We start from the raw sequence: 18,848 nt of genomic DNA, 5'->3' as shown, positions 1-18,848 counted from the left end.
ACACGCTTCTTGTTTTACCTTTAGGTAATTAAACAAGGAGCGTGCTTTATGTTGCTTTTCAATACCAGCGAATCATTTCCACATTTTACACAACCAATACGCTGCCCCGACTGTCAAAGCGATACCTACCATTTAGTGAATAAAAGCCGCTACCTACGCTTTATTATTTTACCTATGCTTACCTTAAAATTGAGTTATAAACGCGAGTGCTATCAATGCGGAAAAAGCGAACCAGTTAAAATAACGCAACTACCGTTAATAGAAAAGATCAGCCTACCTAAATACTTTATTGGTGTATTTTTATTACTTTGGATTGTTTTATTTTTTTATCAGCAGCACCTTAATAGCGAGACTCGAAAGAAAAGCTATTTAAATACGCCTAAAATATATGATACCTACTTAGTACACGCCGACAAATTTACACACGAGCCCTGGACCCTAACCAACTTAAAAATTGCTCAAGTGTTAAATTTTGACGAACAATTTATTACCTTTCAGATAAGTAACTACAGCTATAAACGTAATAATAGTATTACTTTGGCAATGCGAACTAGCCAACTAATTCAAGACAATTACTTTTCCACTAAAACAATCACTCTCCCTCGTGATGAAGTAAAGCGTTTGTATAAAGACGAAGCTATTTACGACGTGTTGCGCCCTTATGCTAACATTCTTTATGGTGGGTTTGTGATGCATCCACCTAAACCTAAGCCACTATATAAAGGCTTAAAGCTCGATAAAAACAATCAACAAGGCATTATTTATTTTAAAGATGGATTATTTAACGAAGCACTTGATAGTTTTAAACTCGCCGCTGAATCAGGCTCTCAGTGGGGACAATTGAATTTAGCGCAAATGTATCGCGATGGACAAGGAACTGATCAAAGCTATCAGCAGGCTATTTATTGGTATAAGAAAGCAATTGAACAGAAAAATACTAAAGCACAATTTGAGTTAGAATCTCTTTGTGAAACAGTAAAATGTTAAGCTGTAGACCATAGTGATACCAATTTTATCAAAAACATGATCATTCTAGCGTATTAAATAACTCACTAATTCAATGCAATTGGTATGAAATGATAGATTTTAATAAGCTGGCGTACATAATACGCCAGCTTATTAGTTATTTTTTAAATAGCTTTGTGTAAGCTACATGTATAAGCACAACAACTAAACCAGCAGCAACACCTAGCAAACCATCAAATATTAGTGGCGCTAATATTTCTCCAGTGCCGCCAGCGACCGATTGAGCATAGCTTGTTACATCCAACTGTGTATGATGCAATACTTTAATACCGTGCACCAAAATACCGCCACCCACTAAAAACATCGCAACTGTGCCAGCAAACGCTAAAAACTGCATTAGCCTAGGTGCGGCAGCGAGCAAACCTTTACCTAGTAACTCTTTAAATTTATTAGCTTTTACCTTAGATTGGTTGAGTAAATAAAGCCCTGCATCATCCAATTTAACAATACCTGCAACTAAACCATACACACCAATAGTCATTACAATCGCAATCACGCATAGCACTAATGCTTGATTTATTAATGTCGCACCAGCCACTGTACCAAGTGTAATAACAATAATTTCAGCAGAAAGAATAAAGTCAGTTCTAATTGCGCCTTTTACTTTTTGTTTTTCATACTCAACTAAATCTAATTTTTCATCTTCATCTACTGCTTCATCATGATCAGGTAAAAACTTAGCAAATACTTTTTCCGCTCCTTCAAAACACAAAAATAAGCCGCCAATGATTAAAAGCGGCGTTATTAACCACGGTAACCACACACTGATTAGTAGTGCAGCTGGAACGAGTATCGCTTTATTTAAAAATGAGCCCTTCGCCACAGCCCAAACAACCGGTAACTCACGCTCAGCGGCAACACCTGTAACTTGCTGTGCATTAAGTGCTAGATCATCGCCCAATACACCAGCCGTTTTTTTAGTTGCCACTTTACTCATAGTCGCAATGTCATCGAGTAAGGTTGTAATATCATCTAGTAATGTTAAAAGATTAGTGCCAGCCATACAGCTTCCTAGCTCAAAAAATATTGCTGTAAACATAGCGTAAAGCGCTGCTTTCACCAACGGTTAATTTTATTTTGTTATTCCCTTATTAGAATTTAGGGGGAGACCAGTTAAAGGCGTTTATTTTAAAAATCACAGGAGGTAAAAATGAAACTGCACTTAGCATTTGTAATAAGCTTGCTTAGCTTAATTGCATGCAGTGACAAACAACTAAGTACACTCTATTCTTGCGATGTAAACACACTCGTTATCAAGCCTATCAACGATGAAAAAGCAAAACTCACTTTTAATCATCAAACACACTCTCTCGACTATGAAAAAAGCGCTTCAGGCAATAAATATATAAACGAAGATGTATTATTTTGAGGTAAAGGAGATAATGCAATGTTGATAATTGCAGGGAAAAAGCATCAGTGGAGCATTAATTAGTGGCGAACTAACAACCTATTAAAAATACTGCTACACTCAATAAAGTCTTAATTTTGCTGATGAAGTTATGCGTTCTATTGCCATAAAACATAAAATAATCTTAGCCTTTTCCGCCATTGGGCTATTAATGCTGACCAGTAGTTTGTTTTTTTACTGGTCGTTAAATCAAATTAGTACAACTACTTTGCGAATAGAAACCCTCGCAGTTCCTACGCAGCAAGTAAGTAAAGATTTAAGATTATCGCTCCTTTCAATTACCAAGTTTAATGCACTCGCTTATAGTCAAACTAAACCTGACTTACTATTACTAAATAAAACTCAAGCGCTCGCAGAACAAAAACAATTTTTAGTAATGCTAAATACGCTTAAACCTCAACTAGTGCAGCAGCAAAGCATGCAAACTCTGCTGGCTACAACAACTGGTAACTTTAATAAGTTAAATGCAATAAGTGCAGCAATGTTTACTGCCAAAGAGCAACGCTTTAAAGCACAAAGTACCACAGCAACACTTATTAAAAAGTTTGGCGATCAACTAAGTAACTTGAGTAATAACTTACTTGATATAGAGCTATTAACCGTTCCTGAAAAGCAACAACCTCTACTTAATTCTATGTTTGGCACAGCAACGCGTATTGATGATTTACTCTTTAACTTAAGTAACAACATTAAAAACATTACACAAACAACCAGCACTGACGAGCTAAACAACCTCCAGCAAGATACCTCTTTTTTACTAGATAATATTGAGCCTAACTTTAATTATTTAGAGCAACAGAGCACACCTTTTATAAATGATCTAAATGTCGCCCAGCTAATCACTCAGTTTAAAGATTTAAGAACCTTATTAAATGGATCAAGCGGTATTTACACCGAACAAAATAAAACACTCGAAAACAAAACTGCAGCACAACAAAGCTTTGAACGTTTTCAGCAGGAGTTTATAAATATTGAGAACCAGCTGCTTAAACTAAATGAGCTTGCCGATGAACGCTTTAATCTTCTTCAAGATAATGCTAAGTCAGCGATTAGTGTGGGGTCAAAATCAGTCATCATCACAGCCCTAATACTCATTGCTTTGCTAATTATAATTTCTATTTTTACAACCAACGCGATGCTTAAACCTCTTAAAAAAGTAAATCGTGACTTAACACGTATTGCCTCAGGAGATTTTTCTAAACGCAGCCATCCCCGTAGTAAAGATGAATTTGGTACTTTATTTAACAATATAAATAAGCTTAGTGATGACCTAAGTCATTTAATAAAAGCTATTAGTAACGATGCGCATGAACTGGATAAATCGGCCATTCAAACCAGTGAAAAAGGCCAACAAATGACCATAGTTGCACAACAACAATTAGAACGTAGCGCACAAGCCACCGCCCTTGCACAAAACATGTTAACCAACTCACAAGCGGTTTATGAACAAGCCGATAACACATCAAGTGAAATAACTAACGCCTCACAGTTTGCTAATGACGTAAACCAAATTGCAAATCAAAATAGCCTGAGTATTGAGGCACTATTGAGCCGTTTAGATAAAGCAGTTAGTAGCACAGAAGAGCTTGCTGAATTTACCGATCTCATTGGTGCCATTGTCGAGACAATTAGTAGTATTGCTGAGCAAACAAACTTACTTGCGCTCAATGCTGCAATAGAAGCAGCAAGAGCTGGTGAAAACGGACGAGGATTTGCAGTTGTCGCTGATGAAGTTCGATCACTAGCTGCGCGTACACAAAGCTCAACGAGCGAAATAAATACCATGATCCAAACATTACAACAACATACTAAAACAACACAAAGTGAAATTAACGATGGTCAACAACAGGCTAAACAATGTGTTGAAAACAGTACTGAACTAAACCAGGCCGTGGAGCGTATCAAGAGTACATTACTATCGGTTAATCAAATGAGTGAGCAAATTGCAAACGCCTCGCATGAACAATTGACTAATAGTAACGATATTCAAAAAATAATGGCAAAGGTAACAGAGCAAGCCACCTTAAATGCCAACAACGCAACAACCCTAGCAAGCGAAAGTGAAGACGTAAATCAACTTGCACACTCCTTAACAAGTGCCGTAGAGCGCTTTAAGTTTTAAGTGCAAGTAATGACTTGCCTTGCATGAAATGGGTATAATACTTTAACTCTTTTGCTTAATAGCGGCCCACAATGAAATATAAAGATCTACGTGATTTTATCGATTTGCTTGAAAAAAAAGGCGAACTTAAACGCATCACCCAAGAAATCGACCCGTATCTTGAAATGACTGAAATATCTGATCGCACATTACGTGCTAAAGGCCCTGCGTTATTATTCGAAAATCCAAAAGGCTACGATATGCCGGTGCTTACCAACTTATTTGGTACACCAAAACGCGTAGCAATGGGAATGGGCCAAACAGAGGTTAGCGAGCTACGTGAAGTAGGTAAATTACTCGCTTTTCTAAAAGAGCCTGAACCGCCAAAAGGTATTAAAGAAGCACTGGGCGCTATACCTATATTTAAGCAAGTGCTTAATATGCCTGCAAAAGAAGTAAAAAAAGCACCTTGCCAACAAGTGATTTTAGAAGGTGATGATGTAGATTTAACTAAATTGCCTATTCAGCATTGCTGGCCAGGTGATGCAGCACCATTAATTACTTGGGGTCTTACAGTTACTAAAGGACCCTATAAAAAACGCCAAAATTTAGGTATTTATCGCCAGCAATTATTAGGTAAGAACAAGATAATTATGCGTTGGTTGTCGCATCGTGGTGGCGCACTTGATTTTCAAGAATGGTGCAAAGAAAATCCAGGGCAACCTTACCCTGTATCGGTGGCACTCGGAGCCGATCCGGCCACTATACTAGGCGCAGTCACCCCAGTGCCTGACACGCTGAGTGAATACGCATTTGCCGGTTTATTGCGTGGCAGCAGAACCGAAGTGGTTAAATCTATTTCAAATGACTTACAAGTCCCTGCTAGTGCAGAAATCGTACTTGAAGGTTACATTATGCCCGGAGAAATGGCGCCTGAAGGCCCTTATGGCGATCATACTGGTTACTATAATGAAGTAGATGATTTTCCAGTTATGACGGTAACTCACTTAACGCATCGTAAAAACCCTATTTATCACAGTACCTTCACTGGCCGTCCGCCTGATGAACCTGCTATTTTAGGTGTCGCACTCAATGAAGTATTTGTGCCGATATTACAAAAGCAATTTCCTGAAATCGTTGATTTTTACCTTCCGCCTGAAGGGTGTTCATACCGCATGGCAATTGTAACAATGAAAAAACAATATCCAGGTCATGCTAAGCGCGTGATGATGGGAGTTTGGTCTTTTTTACGTCAGTTTATGTATACCAAGTTTGTCATTGTGTGCGATGACGATATTAATGCTCGTGATTGGGAGGATGTTATCTGGGCCATAACAACCCGAATGGACCCTGCTCGTGACACTACATTAATAGAAAACACACCAATCGATTACCTCGACTTTGCATCGCCGGTCTCTGGCCTAGGTTCAAAAATGGGAATGGATGCTACCAATAAATGGCCTGGCGAAACCACTCGCGAATGGGGCGAGCCTATTGTTATGGATAAAGAGACCAAAGACCGCGTAGATGATATTTGGGAAAGCCTTAATATTGTTTAAGTGTTTATATGTAAGTACATAACAGGCTATAAAATAACCCTGCAGATATGCTAGAATCGAGTCATTCGATTGCGTATCTGCTGTTAAAAGCGCTGCTAAAAGGTAAAAAATGCAAACATTAAAAGCTGAAGTTGTAGCTATCAGCCCACTTACAGAATTTGTTCATAAAGTAATTTTAAAGCCACAACAACCTGTGACCTTTGAAGCTGGCCAATACATGCAACTGGTATTGGGCGAAAAAGACAAGCGTGCATTTTCTATTGCTAGCCGCCCTTCGCAATGTGACGAAATAGAACTGCATATTGGCGCATCTGGTGCCGATTCGTATGCAATGCAATCGCTAGAGCATTTACGAAATGCTCATAGCAACGAGCAGTTAGTAGATATAGAAGCTGGACTTGGTATTTCGCAATTACGCCTGCAATGTAAGCGTCCTATTATTTTGCTTGCTGGCGGTACTGGTTTTTCATACGCCAAATCAATGGCTGATCACTTAGCCGAAATTAAATGCGACCGCCCTGTGCTGTTTTACTGGGGTGCAAAAGAAGAGTCTGCATTATACGCACACGCAGAAATGCAAACGTGGGCCGATAGCCACAAAAACTTTGAGTTTATTCCTGTGGTAGAAAACCCGTCAGCTAATTGGCAAGGTCATACCGGCTATGTACATAAAGCAGTAATGCAAGATATCGTATCCCTTGCACCATACGATATATACATGGCTGGGCGCTTTGATATGATAGGTATCGTCCGTGATGACTTCATTGCTCACGGTGCAATCCGCGAAAACATGTACGCCGATGCATTTGCATTTATCAAATAATTGAAATTAACTTTCAGTTATAAATAAAGGCACCTAATCGGTGCTTTTATTTTATATAACAACAAATATTTAATAGTTAGAACCTATCACACTCATCAATATAAACAATTTCCTAAATTCCTATCTATAAACCATACTTTGTGTAGAACATCAGCGGGAGAGACCCAAATGCTAAATACACAAGTAAAAGATTTTATGCAGCGTAAACTGCCAAACATAACACCGGATACAGAAATGACAACAGCCATAGCAGAACTACAAAAATTTAAACTGCTTGGTGCACCAGTGTTTGATAAAGATAAATGCCTAGTAGGATTTATTTCTGAGCAAGAGCTTTTAAAGCCACTGACACAAAGCAGCTATTTTTGTGATGGTATGGTTAAAGTTTCACAGCTTATGCAAACAGAAGTAGTTACTGTTAGCGGCGACACCAATATTATTGAGCTTGCAGAGCAAATGCAGCCTGGTAAACCAAAAAACTACCCTGTTGTAGATGGCACTAAAGTAATCGGCATGATCAGCCGAGCAGATGTACTTAAAGCACTTTACGATAATTACATAAGTTGCCAAACACACTAAATCTAAGTTACAGATACAAAAATGCCGCTTATATAAAGCGGCATTTTTAATACTCTTAAATTAACGTGCGCTAGCGAGTGCTGAAAGCTCTTTTTTGTCGCCATCGCTTAAAAATGCTATTTCTAATGCATTTGCTTGCGCTTTTTCCATATCAACTTGAGATAGGCCAGCCTTAGGCGCTGCAACGGTATATTCATACTCAATTTCAATTCCTTCAACCGCAGGGTCATCGGTATTAATACACGCTAAAATACCATGGTCTAAAAACTGTTTAAGCGGGTGTTTAGCTAAATCGTTTACTGTGCTGGTTTGAATATTACTTGTTAAGCACGACTCAATACCAATACGGTTATCGCGTAAATAATCCATTAGTTTTGGATCTTCAATTGCTTTAACGCCATGCCCTATTCGGCTTGCACCTAGCTCATTAATTGCTTGCCAAATACTTGGGGCACCAAGTGCCTCTCCAGCATGAATAGTCGATGCTAAATACGCATTTCGTACTTGCTTAAAGTGCTCTACAAATAACTCACCCGGAAAGCCAATTTCGTCACCGGCTAAATCAACCGCTACTAAATCATTTTTAAATGCAAGTAGTGCTTCAAGCTCTTTTTGACACGTTTTCACGCCATAGGTACGCGATAAAATGCCAATCAAGTTAGCTTTTATATTCACGCCCTTTGTGGCTGATTTAATACCATCAACAACCGCCTCTACAACCCCTTCAGGGTGTAAGCCTTGGCTTTGCGCCATATAATAAGGACTAAATCGAAGCTCTACGTAATCAAGGCCTTGTGCTTGTGCATCTTCAATGTTTTCAATCGCGATACGTCTGCATGCATCATAATCGCCAAGTACAGTAACGCCCCAATCTAATTTTTGTAAAAAAGCCATAAGGTTTGGCTCAGGGTCAATAACTTGAACATGAGGAATGAGTGCCTCAACGGTATCTGCTGGTAGCTCTATATTAAACTGACGACCAAGTTCTAATATGGTTTGCGCACGTACATTACCATCTAAATGACGGTGAATATCTAGCAAAGGTAATTTTCTATTTATCATAATAGCAACCCAGTTTAGTTAAATTTGCGCGCATGATACGCAGATAGTGTTATTTTTCAAGTCTATATGGTTTGCGTTAAGTTTAAGCGGTCATATGTCTGCTTTTTATGCAAAAATAACGCAACTTATCGATTAGACAAGTGATGCCCTATGCCCCAAAATTAAAAACCTACCGAGGGCGACCATGCAGAAATAGCATAACTATTTGTAGCAAGAAGAGGGTTACTAAAATATCCAGTAAAGAAGTAAGCACAAGCTAAGCTAGAAATTAATAATAAAAGCTTTTTCACTGCTTGTGCTTCCAAACTACAAAAACACTATGTAGTTGTTTATTGATACAAGACGAGCGCCTTTTCTGCTTGTGCACTGTTTTTATAGCTTAATGCTGCTTGCTGGGAGAATTGCTTTTTATTCTCTGGATTTAACGCTTTATCAAACACTCTGGCAGCAAGATCGTAATCACCTTGTGCATTGGCAAGACAAGCAAGCCCTAACAATAATGCATTATTATTGTCATCTTTTTTAAGGCGTTCCTGAATACTTGTTTGCAACTTAATTGCATTGCCATTAGTTGCACCATTTAATATAAAAGCCAGTTGTTCGTGTTGGTCATTGTGCTTAACCATTTTAATTAAATCGCCTTCAACCTCAATAAGTTGACCTGCCGAAGTCATTATTGCCAAATAAGCTGTGTGTGCGTAGGCTTGTAGCTTTTTAGGAAGTTGTTTATATTTACTCGTAATTTTATCAACTGGCTGAGCCGAAAAGTAAGCACTAAAAACACGCGTCCATTGCTCACTTGAAAATACTTTTTGGCGCAGTAATCGTGGTAAAAACTCTTCTAAAGCACTAAAGTGCTGTTGTTGCACTAACACCTCGGTATACAGTTTTAACTCAAGTGCAGTCGCTTTTTTAGATTCAGCACTCACACGCATTTGCGATTCAATCGCACTGCTGTCACCACTTGCCAACCATAACTTTGCTACTTTTAATTGATGCTCTGGGCTTATTTCAAATAAACGCTCAAGTGCTTTATCTGTTTGATTATTGGCAAGCGCTGCTTTTGCAAGTAAGGCTAAGCGAATATCGTCAAACTTATCTGGTACGCTATTACCCGATAAAGCCTGTTCTACATGCTCATAATCATCGTTAATAGCACTCCACAAAGCCTGCTCAATAGCTACTTGTTTACGCTCTTGACTACGTGCAAAAAAGCCATGTTTAGTGTTGTGATAAATCGATAAAAAATAACGTATTAGCTTGTATGTTAAATATAAAACAATAGCTGTAACTATCGCCATAATACAAAACGAAACTATCGTGCCCTCTATCGTTGTATTATTAAATGAAATAAGCACGTAGCCTTTTTCATCTAATGCAAACGGGGTAATCGCTATTACAGCAACAATAGCGACAATTAATATAATTAACCCTATCATTGCGCCCACTCCTTAACCTTTTGTGTACTTTGCAGTGTTACTTCTGGATTAAAGTTAAGTTGCTCTTTTTCAAGATTTGATAACGCTTTGAGTACTGACTTAGTTGCACCATCGTCTTGTTTGAAGTATTCAGCCACTAAGCGTTTTGCCTCGCTCAAAGCGTTAAAAAAAATACTTGCCTGCTTACTCATTAGTGCATCTTGTGCTTGGGTCAGGTTAAGTTTAATACGCTGATTAATTAGATGACGTTCTTGATCGGTAAGTAATGGCTCAATAGAAACGCCCTCATGCTGACGAACAGTGATGAAACTATCAACAATCTTATTCCAGCTATTGCTTAAATTTTGCTGCCAATCACTCACATTATCACTTAAAGCATTTTCGTCAATTACAGCGGCTTCTTGAGGTAAATTAACGGCGTTAAATACCAAGTCATCAATACTGGTTAGCACACTGTTTAGCTGTAAGTAAATAGCCTCTGTTGCAACAGACTTAAGGCTATCAAGTGTTTGTATATCTTGCATAATAGCTTGGCGAACTTCAACTGTACCTGGGTGCTCACTAAGTAATGCATCTAAGCGTTTTAAAACCGCACTAGTGCCTTGGTAATCTTTCTCAGCCCATAACTTAAACTCAGCCATACGTTGTAAGCTGGTTACTTCTTGTGGGTTTAAAGATGAGCCTTGTTGCTGCGCTTTTTGCAAAGCTGCTTTTAGTTCTTGCTGATTTTGAGCTGCATTTTCACTTAGTGCTGCGGCAATTTTTTTCTCACTATTAAACAACGCTTGTTGCAAATTAGATTGGGCTGACTTAAGTGCTTGCAGCTCTTGAGTAAGTAACTTATTTTGCTCATTCAAATCATTAACCGCTAGGTTTTGTGCTTTACCAGCATTTAATTTTTGATAAAACTCGTATCCAACACCAGAAGCGACAATAAGCGAAACAAGCAGCGCAAGTGTTGCCACCTTACTCACTTTTTGTTTATTTTTATCTGCGGCATTTTTTGCAGTTACTGGCTCTTGCTTCGTTGATTTGGCTGAAGCCGTGCTTGCTGTTGTTGGTGTGTTTTTTTCTGTCGTTATCGACTTTGACTGTTCGCTCATGGTGCTACCTTGCTGATTAATGCAGGCAAACATAGCGTCATCGCTAGCTCCTGCTGCAATATGTATATTAGCCAAGCTTACTTGTTGCTGTTGTAAATAGGCGGCTATGCGCTCGCTGGCAACATAAAACTGACACTGTTGTAACCATTGTTTTTGTGGTGCAGCGAGGGGAGTAAAAATGGCATCGACTGCTGCATTACTTGTTATGACTATACCGTGTACATTATTGCTTTGCCAGTGGTCTGTCCAGCTATTAACTAGCTCACTCACTGGTTCTCGTTTGTATACGACGCAATTATTTAAAAATGCACCACGCTCTTTAAGTACTTTAGCTATATCGGGGCGACCACCTTGCCCTTTAACTAACACTATATTACTGCCATCAACCTCAGCAAGTGACTTTAGCGCCAGTAAACCTTCAGAGTCATACTGCTTAGGTATCGCGGCTCGCACACCAAATGACGCGTATATTGTGTCGGCAGTTTGCTGCCCTACCGCATAAAACTGCGCTTTTGTATTTATATTTGGCTTTAATAGTGCAAGAGCATTAACCGCATCTTGCGAAATAAAAATAATTTTATCTGCATTTATTAACGGACTAAGCTGCGTGTTAGAAGGGGTTAAATAAGCTATTTTTAATACAGGGAATAAAGACGCCTGATAACCCGCTTGCTCAAGTTGCAGGGCAAGGGATACGCCTTTTCCTTCGGGCCGAGTTATCAGAATATGTGGCATTACGCGTCTCGATATACTTCAGCTAAAATTTTATCTGCACCTTGCGCAAGTAATTTTTTAGCAAGCTCAGTGCCTAATATTTCTGCGTCATTTATATGACCGGTTACTTCGTCACGTAAAATTTCGCTACCATCAATTGCGCCAACTAAACCGCGTAAATGTACCTGTTCGCCATCAACTAATGCATAAGCACCAATAGGTACTTGACAACCGCCTTCTAAGTGACGATTCATCGCACGTTCTGCATTCACACGAATACGTGTCTGCGTATGCTCAAGTGGGGCAAGTAACGCTTTTGTTACTTCGTCATCGATACGACATTCAATACCTACAGCACCTTGACCATTTGCTGGTAACGACACTTCTGGCTCAATGTAATCAGCAATACGATCCTCCATTTCCAAACGAATAAGCCCAGCAGCCGCTAAAATAATGGCATCGTATTGGCCGTCATCTAATTTAGCTAAACGTGTATTTACATTACCGCGCAAATCACGAATATCTAAATCAGGGCGAAGTGCTTTAATTTGGCACTGACGGCGTAAACTAGAAGTACCGACAATAGCGCCCTGTGGTAGCTCGCTTAAATTAGCAAAATTATTTGATACAAACGCATCACGTGGATCCTCACGCTCACAAATAGTATGCAGTGCTAATCCTTCTGGAAACTCTACGGGTACATCTTTCATAGAATGCACAGCAATATCAGCACGACCATCTAACATGGCTTGTTCAAGCTCTTTAACAAACAAGCCTTTGCCGCCAATTTTAGCCAGTGGGGTATCTAATATAATGTCCCCTTGTGTCGACATTGGGACTAATTCAACACGCACATCTGCATGAAAATGCTCTAGTTGTGCTTTTACAAACTCAGCTTGCCAAAGTGCTAAAGCGCTTTTACGAGTTGCGATGCGTACTAATTTTGTTTTTTCTGTCATAAGGGTATCCAATTAATTACTGCGTTTAGCTGTATTTAGTCAGCTAAAATTCTAAATTCTTTTTGGGCAATTAAATTACCTTGTTCGTCAACTACGTCTACACGCCAGTGACCGGCTTGTGTATCCATAATGTTTTTTGTTGAGTACGTTCTATAACGAGTAGATGTGACATTAAGCGAAATTTCTGCCATAACGCTGCCCTCAAAGGTCCATATATGCCTTACCTGCTGCCCTTGTAAACCTTTTAACTCACTAAAAAATGACAGTGAATCCTCAAACTGGCTCAAGCGAACATCAGCAGCAAACACATTGGTAGGCTCACGCTTACTTACTTTACGCGTCAATACCGCGCGGCTAATTTTATCCGTATCAATTTGTGCGCCCAATGCGACACTTGCAACCTGAGCTGTAGGCGAAAAACCTTCAGTGCCACTCAATGCGCCATCATCGTTTTCTAACTCTAAGAGTAAGTTACTCTGATTAGCAGGCTCTGTTGTATTTTGAGCTTCTGCGGTTTCTTGTTGCACTTCATTATCAAGATTTGAGTTTAACTCTGTATTAATGCTTTCGCTTTGATCAGTCACAATTTCGTTGTTAGCTAATAAAATCGTATCATTGTTTACAAAATCGACTTCGCTAGGTGTATTACTTGAAATGTTTTTTTGATTTTCATTTTGCAAAGCTAATAACGGTTCAATACTCATCTGTGTTATCTCTACAGACTCTTCAGGGATATTTGTTAGTTGCTTAGGCTCAACACCTGTTGCTTCATCGCTTGTCTGGCTCGCAGCGCTATTACTAAAACTTAAGAAGTGCTCTTGCTCATTTGGATGCTCGCCTTGCTCTGCACTGACAGACGCTGTTAAACCATACACAACAGCTGCAGAGGTCATTAATACCAACATAGCAATACTCACAATACGACGCCAATTCCACTCGTAGCTTACCGTTGGTACGCTCTCTTGTAGTTCGCGTTTAACATTTGCTTTAATAACTATTTTTTGACTCATATTGACCTCAGCGGTTGCAAAATTAACTTAAACGAGCAATTAACCATTGGCGGATAGCTTGCAGTTCTTCAGCGCAAACTTGATGAGCCATTGGGTATTCTTGCCAGCTTACATCCATGTTATGTGCTGTTAAAACTTCAAACGCACTTCTGCCCGCACTATGCGGTACTACGTTATCTTGGCTACCATGCGCCATAAATACATTTAAATCAGTATGCTTTGCTTCGTCAGAAAATTTTTGCGGCACACACATATAAGTAGACAGTGCCATAACACCTCCAAGCTTTTGCTCAAAACGCGGCGCTAAATGTAGCGACACAACACCCCCTTGAGAAAAGCCTGCTAAAATGATTTTATTAGCCGGTATGCCGTTAGCAATTTCTTGATTGACTAACGCTTCTACTTTCGCAGCCGAGTCTCTCACGCCCTGTTCATCGGCACGTTTATCTAACTCTATAGACTTAATATCGTACCAAGAGCGCATTTCCATGCCACCATTTATGGTGACCGGTTGAACTGGCGCATGCGGAAAAATAAACCGTATACCAAGCTCGCTTGGTAAATTTAGCTGCGGGGCTACTGGCGCAAAACCATCCCCAGAGTCACCTAAACCATGTAACCAAATAACCGTTGCTTTGTGTTCACTTTGGGCTGGGTATTCTACAAATTCTAAACTCATAGTGTTGATTGCCATTTAACTTCTTGGCCAGCTTGGCGCGTTGACGCTTCATTAATAAATGCCCAGAACTCTGCACCAGAGCGATTATCAATCCATAACCCATCGCGCATTTCAAAATGGTGACCGTTAAACTTAGTTGCAACCCACACTTGATGAAGAGGTGCTTGCTTGTTGATCACTATTTTACTTTTGTCAGGAAAAATAATTTCTAAAATACCTTGTGCCGATTCATAATCTAAATCAGCTTCGCAATCATCAACCTGCTCTTCAATAGTGAACATAAGAGCTTCGGCTAATTGGTGATATTCGTGTTCAGTCATTGTTATTTCCTTTGCAGGCGAGCCGCCTAATATTGGGTACGTTTTAGCTTTGAATTAACTTTAAAAATGTGCAGCTAGTGTAACAGGAATAAAATCATCCGCGAATAGCTGCATTTTTTAGATATTCTGTTACTCTGCGATTATAAAGCCAGCAACCGTATTAATCTAATGAAAGCGACACATACCTTACAATTAAAAAAACTATTAATAAGCACTGTACTGTTAAGCGCCTTAGCTGGCTGCGGACAAAGCGGTCCGTTATATTTACCAGAGCAACAAACAGAGCAAAATCAACCCCAAGATACAGCTAAACCCGCTATTGTCGAAGAGCAGGTAAATACACAAGTAAAACAGGAGCAGTAAATGGATTTTTTTAACTATAAAAATAATCAACTGTTTGCTGAAGAAGTAAGTATTGCAAGCATTGCACAGCAGTACGGTACGCCCTGTTATGTGTATTCACGCGCCACATTTGAACGCCATTATTTAGCATTTGCTAACGCCACTAAAAACCATAAAAGTTTGGTCTGCTATGCGGTCAAAGCAAACTCTAATATTGCCGTGCTTAATATATTGGCGCGCTTAGGATCGGGTTTCGATATTGTTTCTAAAGGCGAACTTGCGCGAGTTATTAAAGCAGGTGGAGACGCTTCTAAAGTGGTTTTTTCAGGCGTTGCTAAAACATCTGATGAAATAGCGTATGCATTAAAACTTGGCATTAAATGTTTTAATGTAGAATCTGTCTCTGAACTTGAGCGTATCTCTGAAGTTGCGTGCGAACTTAATTTAGAAGCGCCTATTTCTATTCGCGTCAATCCCGATATCGATGCAAAAACACATCCGTATATTTCTACCGGTTTAAAAGAAAATAAGTTTGGCATTGATATTCAAACTGCCGTGAGTGTTTATCAACAAGCAGCGGCTTTACCTGGTTTAAAAATTATTGGTGTTGATTGCCATATTGGTTCGCAATTGACTGAAGTTAGACCATTTTTAGAAGCCCTTGATAAATTAATGGCGCTTATTGATGAGCTAAAAACCAACGGTATTGAGCTAACGCACTTAGATATTGGTGGCGGTCTAGGCGTGCCATATAACAACGAGCAACCACCACACCCAAGTGAATATGCAGCGCAAGTTACCGAGCGCTTAGCAAACTATAAACACCTTGAACTTATTTTTGAACCAGGACGCGCTATTGCTGCGAACGCTGGTATTTTAGTGACTCAAGTTGAATTTATTAAACAAAACCAAGACAAATTTTTTGCTATTGTCGATGCAGGTATGAACGACATGCTGCGCCCTGCACTTTATCAAGCGTGGCAAAAAATTATTCCGGTATCCGTTCGCGACGACGAAACACCTACTCACAACTTTGATATTGTGGGTCCGGTGTGCGAAACGGGCGACTTTTTAGGAAAAGATCGCGAACTTGCGCTTAAACAAGGTGATTTACTTGCACAACGAAGTGCAGGTGCATATGGCTTTACCATGAGCTCAAACTACAACTCGCGCCCGCGTGCCGCAGAAATAATGGTAGATGGCCAGCATCATCATCTTATTCGCGAACGCGAAACTATCGAAAGCCTTTATCAAGGTGAGAAAATTTTACCATAAACGTTTTTGTCTACTAGCTGCTCTGTGGCATGATTAGCACAGAGCAAAACCGAATTAGAGCGCTATGTTAGTTAATTTTTCCAAAATGCACGGCTTAGGCAACGACTTTGTTGTGATTGATAACATTACACAAAATGTTTTTTTGTCGCGAGATCAAATCAGAAAACTGGCAGATCGCCATTTTGGTATTGGCTTTGACCAATTACTGATGGTTGAAGCGCCATATTCGCCTGATCTCGACTTTCATTATCGAATTTTTAATGCCGATGGTACTGAGGTTGAGCAATGTGGTAACGGCGCACGCTGTTTTGCTCGCTTTGTACGTATGAAAGGCCTTACTAACAAACACAAAATTACTGTCTCGACCAAGTCGGGCAACTTAACCCTGTATATCGAAAAAGACGGCCAAGTAACCGTAAATATGGGTCACCCTAATTTTGAGCCAAGCAAAATACCGCTCAAAGCCAGTAAACGCGAACTCACTTATATTATTAGAGCACAAGAGCACACCGTATTTAGTGGCGCGGTCTCTATGGGTAACCCACATTGTGTACTAGAAGTTGACGATATCACTACTGCGCAAGTGGATATATTGGGTCCGCTGCTGGAAAATCACGAACGCTTTCCGCAACGCGCTAACATTGGCTTTATGCAAGTTGTATCGCAAGAACATATTAAATTAAGAGTATGGGAGCGCGGTGTTAACGAAACACTCGCTTGTGGTACCGGCGCCTGTGCAGCAATGGTCATTGGCCATATGCAAAATAAGCTATCGAGTGCCGTTCAGGTCGATTTACCTGGTGGTAGTTTACAAGTTCGTTGGAGTGGCGAAGGCCATCCAGTACGCATGACAGGCCCCGCAGAGCATGTATTCGACGGACAAGTAGCCCTATGAGCGAGCTAAGTAAAAAGCAGGTTATTGATTATTTGCAACAACACCCTGAATTTTTAGTTCAACATCCTGAGCTACTTGCCCAACTTGAGTTACAACAGCAAGCTCAAGGAACAACATCGCTGGTACATATTCAGCAACGACAGTTACGCGAACACAACTCGCGTTTAAAAAACCAAATAGACACTATGAGTAAGCACGCTACTCAAAACGAGCTGGTGTATCGTTTATTTACTCAATGTCACCGTCAACTTTGGAGTAATTACGACTTCAATACGCTCGCCAGTAACTTACAAAATATTATTTGTACTAACCCAGATATTGACGATTGCAGACTAATAAAATACGCCGCCAAATATGATGGACTGGTTAAACACAGTTTGTCTAATGCAAGCTATTATTTGGGGCGCATTCACCAGCAAGAACGTGATTTACTGTTTAGCGAGACTACCCAGTCCGTTGCTATCTATTTAATTGGTGATACAAAAAAACCAACCGCAATTTTGGCTTTTGGTAGCAATAACGCAAACCACTTTGCACCCGAACAAGACAACTTATTTGTACTCGACTTTGTACGTTCGTTACAATTACGGCTGCTGGAACTCGCATGAATGACGACGCGCCCAACACGAGTGAATTGAGTGACCGTTGGCGTACACCTATTGCTTTATTTAGCGATTATTTAAAATTTGAAAAACAATATTCAGCACACACCGTAAATCAATATGTAAGCCAACTTAGCTTTGCAGCGCTTTATTTTAATAAGTTATGCGACGATTGGTTTAGCGTTCAGGGCGAGCATATTCGGCGCTACAGTATGGCGCTACGTTCAAAGCAATTAAGTGGGCGGACTATTAGCTTAAAGCTCAGCTGTATTCGCAGTTTATATAAGTTTTTAAAAGCGAAAAACATTGCAGAGCAACCCCATTATCATAATCCTGCAGTAGGTATAAAAGGCCCTAAGTTTGCAAAGCCTTTACCTAAAAATCTCGATGTAGATCAGATGGCACGCTTACTCGAAACCCCCAGTGACGAACCTCTTGCGATCAGAGATAAAGCAATGATGGAACTTATGTACTCTTCTGGATTACGTATTAGCGAGTTAGTTGGTGCTAACATACGCGATATTAGCACTGCTAATGGCGAAATTTTGGTCCGTGGTAAAGGCAATAAAGAGCGGTTAATTCCAGTAGGAAAAAAAGCGTTAGACGCATTGCAAAGATGGTTAATAATACGCCCTCAATATGCAAAACCTGACGAAATAGCGGTATTTTTAAGTAGCCAAAAAAATCGTATTTCGGTTCGTCAAGTCCGCTTACGCATGCAAGAGTGGGGAATAAAACAAGGCATTAGCTCACAGGTTCATCCGCACAAATTACGCCACTCATTTGCTTCGCATATTTTAGAGTCATCGGGGGATTTACGTGCTGTGCAAGAATTATTAGGACACAGTAGTCTATCGGCCACCCAAGTATATACACATTTAGATTTTCAGCATTTAGCCAAGGTGTACGACAACACGCACCCACGAGCAAAAAAACAAACCGATTAGGAAAA

General features: G+C 39.8%; 19 protein-coding genes. 11 read left to right on the top strand and 8 right to left on the bottom strand.

Translation table 11 applies throughout. From position 1 onward, the window contains the following. Positions 1-48: 48 nt before the first annotated feature. Positions 49-987, top strand: a complete 939-nt coding sequence (locus CWB66_RS02550) for a tetratricopeptide repeat protein (protein WP_138584231.1) — start codon at positions 49-51, stop codon at positions 985-987. A gap of 136 nt (positions 988-1,123) precedes the next feature. On the opposite strand, the gene CWB66_RS02545 is transcribed toward CWB66_RS02550, so the two are convergent. Beyond that, entirely contained in the window at positions 1,124-2,029 is a 906-nt protein-coding gene (locus tag CWB66_RS02545; protein ID WP_138584230.1) for a DUF808 domain-containing protein, read from the bottom strand. Between the two features lie 147 nt (positions 2,030-2,176). Here CWB66_RS02545 and CWB66_RS02540 point away from each other — a divergent pair, with 147 nt between their 5' ends. The 5 genes from CWB66_RS02540 to CWB66_RS02520 all read left to right on the top strand — a co-directional run bounded on the left by CWB66_RS02540 (position 2,177) and on the right by CWB66_RS02520 (position 7,496). Continuing rightward, positions 2,177-2,395 carry an MliC family protein gene (locus CWB66_RS02540; protein ID WP_138584229.1) on the top strand — a complete coding sequence of 73 codons (219 nt, stop codon included), beginning with the start codon at positions 2,177-2,179 and terminating at the stop codon, positions 2,393-2,395. 130 nt (positions 2,396-2,525) lie between these two features. Then, entirely contained in the window at positions 2,526-4,556 is a 2,031-nt protein-coding gene (locus CWB66_RS02535) for a methyl-accepting chemotaxis protein (RefSeq protein ID WP_138584228.1), read from the top strand. A 71-nt stretch (positions 4,557-4,627) separates the two neighbouring features. Next, positions 4,628-6,094, top strand: a complete 1,467-nt coding sequence (ubiD, locus tag CWB66_RS02530; RefSeq protein WP_138584227.1) for a 4-hydroxy-3-polyprenylbenzoate decarboxylase — start codon at positions 4,628-4,630, stop codon at positions 6,092-6,094. 109 nt (positions 6,095-6,203) lie between these two features. Continuing rightward, the gene (fre, locus tag CWB66_RS02525; protein WP_138584226.1) at positions 6,204-6,917 is read left to right on the top strand and encodes an NAD(P)H-flavin reductase; all 714 of its coding nucleotides are present in this window, start codon (positions 6,204-6,206) and stop codon (positions 6,915-6,917) included. A 168-nt stretch (positions 6,918-7,085) separates the two neighbouring features. Next, on the top strand, positions 7,086-7,496 hold the full coding sequence (locus tag CWB66_RS02520; RefSeq protein ID WP_138584225.1) for a CBS domain-containing protein: 411 nt from the start codon (positions 7,086-7,088) through the stop codon (positions 7,494-7,496). A gap of 60 nt (positions 7,497-7,556) precedes the next feature. Here the strand turns inward: CWB66_RS02520 and add are convergent, their stop codons facing one another. From add to cyaY, 7 genes are all read right to left on the bottom strand, one after another. Continuing rightward, positions 7,557-8,558, bottom strand: a complete 1,002-nt coding sequence (gene add / locus CWB66_RS02515) for an adenosine deaminase (RefSeq protein WP_138584224.1) — start codon at positions 8,556-8,558, stop codon at positions 7,557-7,559. 329 nt (positions 8,559-8,887) lie between these two features. Beyond that, positions 8,888-9,997 (bottom strand): heme biosynthesis HemY N-terminal domain-containing protein, encoded by a 1,110-nt coding sequence (locus CWB66_RS02510; protein ID WP_138584223.1) that lies wholly within the window; start codon positions 9,995-9,997, stop codon positions 8,888-8,890. Then, on the bottom strand, positions 9,994-11,835 hold the full coding sequence (locus CWB66_RS02505; RefSeq protein ID WP_138584222.1) for a uroporphyrinogen-III C-methyltransferase: 1,842 nt from the start codon (positions 11,833-11,835) through the stop codon (positions 9,994-9,996). The genes CWB66_RS02510 and CWB66_RS02505 overlap by 4 nt, the downstream gene beginning before the upstream one ends. Next, complete coding sequence (gene hemC / locus CWB66_RS02500) at positions 11,835-12,773, bottom strand: hydroxymethylbilane synthase (protein WP_138584221.1); 939 nt, start codon at positions 12,771-12,773, stop codon at positions 11,835-11,837. Before hemC ends, CWB66_RS02505 begins: the two co-directional genes overlap by 1 nt. 35 nt (positions 12,774-12,808) lie before the next feature. Next, complete coding sequence (locus CWB66_RS02495; protein WP_138584220.1) at positions 12,809-13,783, bottom strand: DUF2914 domain-containing protein; 975 nt, start codon at positions 13,781-13,783, stop codon at positions 12,809-12,811. A 22-nt stretch (positions 13,784-13,805) separates the two neighbouring features. After that, positions 13,806-14,462 (bottom strand): alpha/beta hydrolase, encoded by a 657-nt coding sequence (locus tag CWB66_RS02490; protein WP_138584236.1) that lies wholly within the window; start codon positions 14,460-14,462, stop codon positions 13,806-13,808. Next, positions 14,459-14,782 carry an iron donor protein CyaY gene (gene cyaY, locus CWB66_RS02485; protein ID WP_007377335.1) on the bottom strand — a complete coding sequence of 108 codons (324 nt, stop codon included), beginning with the start codon at positions 14,780-14,782 and terminating at the stop codon, positions 14,459-14,461. Before cyaY ends, CWB66_RS02490 begins: the two co-directional genes overlap by 4 nt. Before the next feature lie 168 nt (positions 14,783-14,950). On the opposite strand from cyaY, the gene lptM reads away from it, so the two are divergent. The 5 genes from lptM to CWB66_RS02460 all read left to right on the top strand — a co-directional run bounded on the left by lptM (position 14,951) and on the right by CWB66_RS02460 (position 18,843). Beyond that, on the top strand, positions 14,951-15,145 hold the full coding sequence (gene lptM, locus CWB66_RS02480; RefSeq protein ID WP_077536612.1) for an LPS translocon maturation chaperone LptM: 195 nt from the start codon (positions 14,951-14,953) through the stop codon (positions 15,143-15,145). After that, positions 15,146-16,399: a diaminopimelate decarboxylase gene (gene lysA, locus CWB66_RS02475; RefSeq protein ID WP_138584219.1), complete on the top strand. Its 1,254-nt coding sequence runs from the start codon at positions 15,146-15,148 to the stop codon at positions 16,397-16,399. Between the two features lie 64 nt (positions 16,400-16,463). Further along, positions 16,464-17,294, top strand: coding sequence for a diaminopimelate epimerase (dapF, locus tag CWB66_RS02470; RefSeq protein ID WP_077536610.1), 831 nt, complete (start codon positions 16,464-16,466; stop codon positions 17,292-17,294). Then, entirely contained in the window at positions 17,291-17,902 is a 612-nt protein-coding gene (locus CWB66_RS02465) for a DUF484 family protein (protein ID WP_138584218.1), read from the top strand. Before dapF ends, CWB66_RS02465 begins: the two co-directional genes overlap by 4 nt. Next, entirely contained in the window at positions 17,899-18,843 is a 945-nt protein-coding gene (locus tag CWB66_RS02460) for a tyrosine recombinase XerC (protein ID WP_138584217.1), read from the top strand. Before CWB66_RS02465 ends, CWB66_RS02460 begins: the two co-directional genes overlap by 4 nt. The last annotated feature ends 5 nt before the right edge of the window (positions 18,844-18,848 follow it).

Origin of the sequence: Pseudoalteromonas sp. S558 (genome assembly GCF_005886635.1) — a bacterium.
Lineage (GTDB): Bacteria > Pseudomonadota > Gammaproteobacteria > Enterobacterales > Alteromonadaceae > Pseudoalteromonas > Pseudoalteromonas aliena.
Note: the sequence above shows the minus strand (reverse complement) of the source record. Positions and strands in the feature narration are given on the sequence as shown.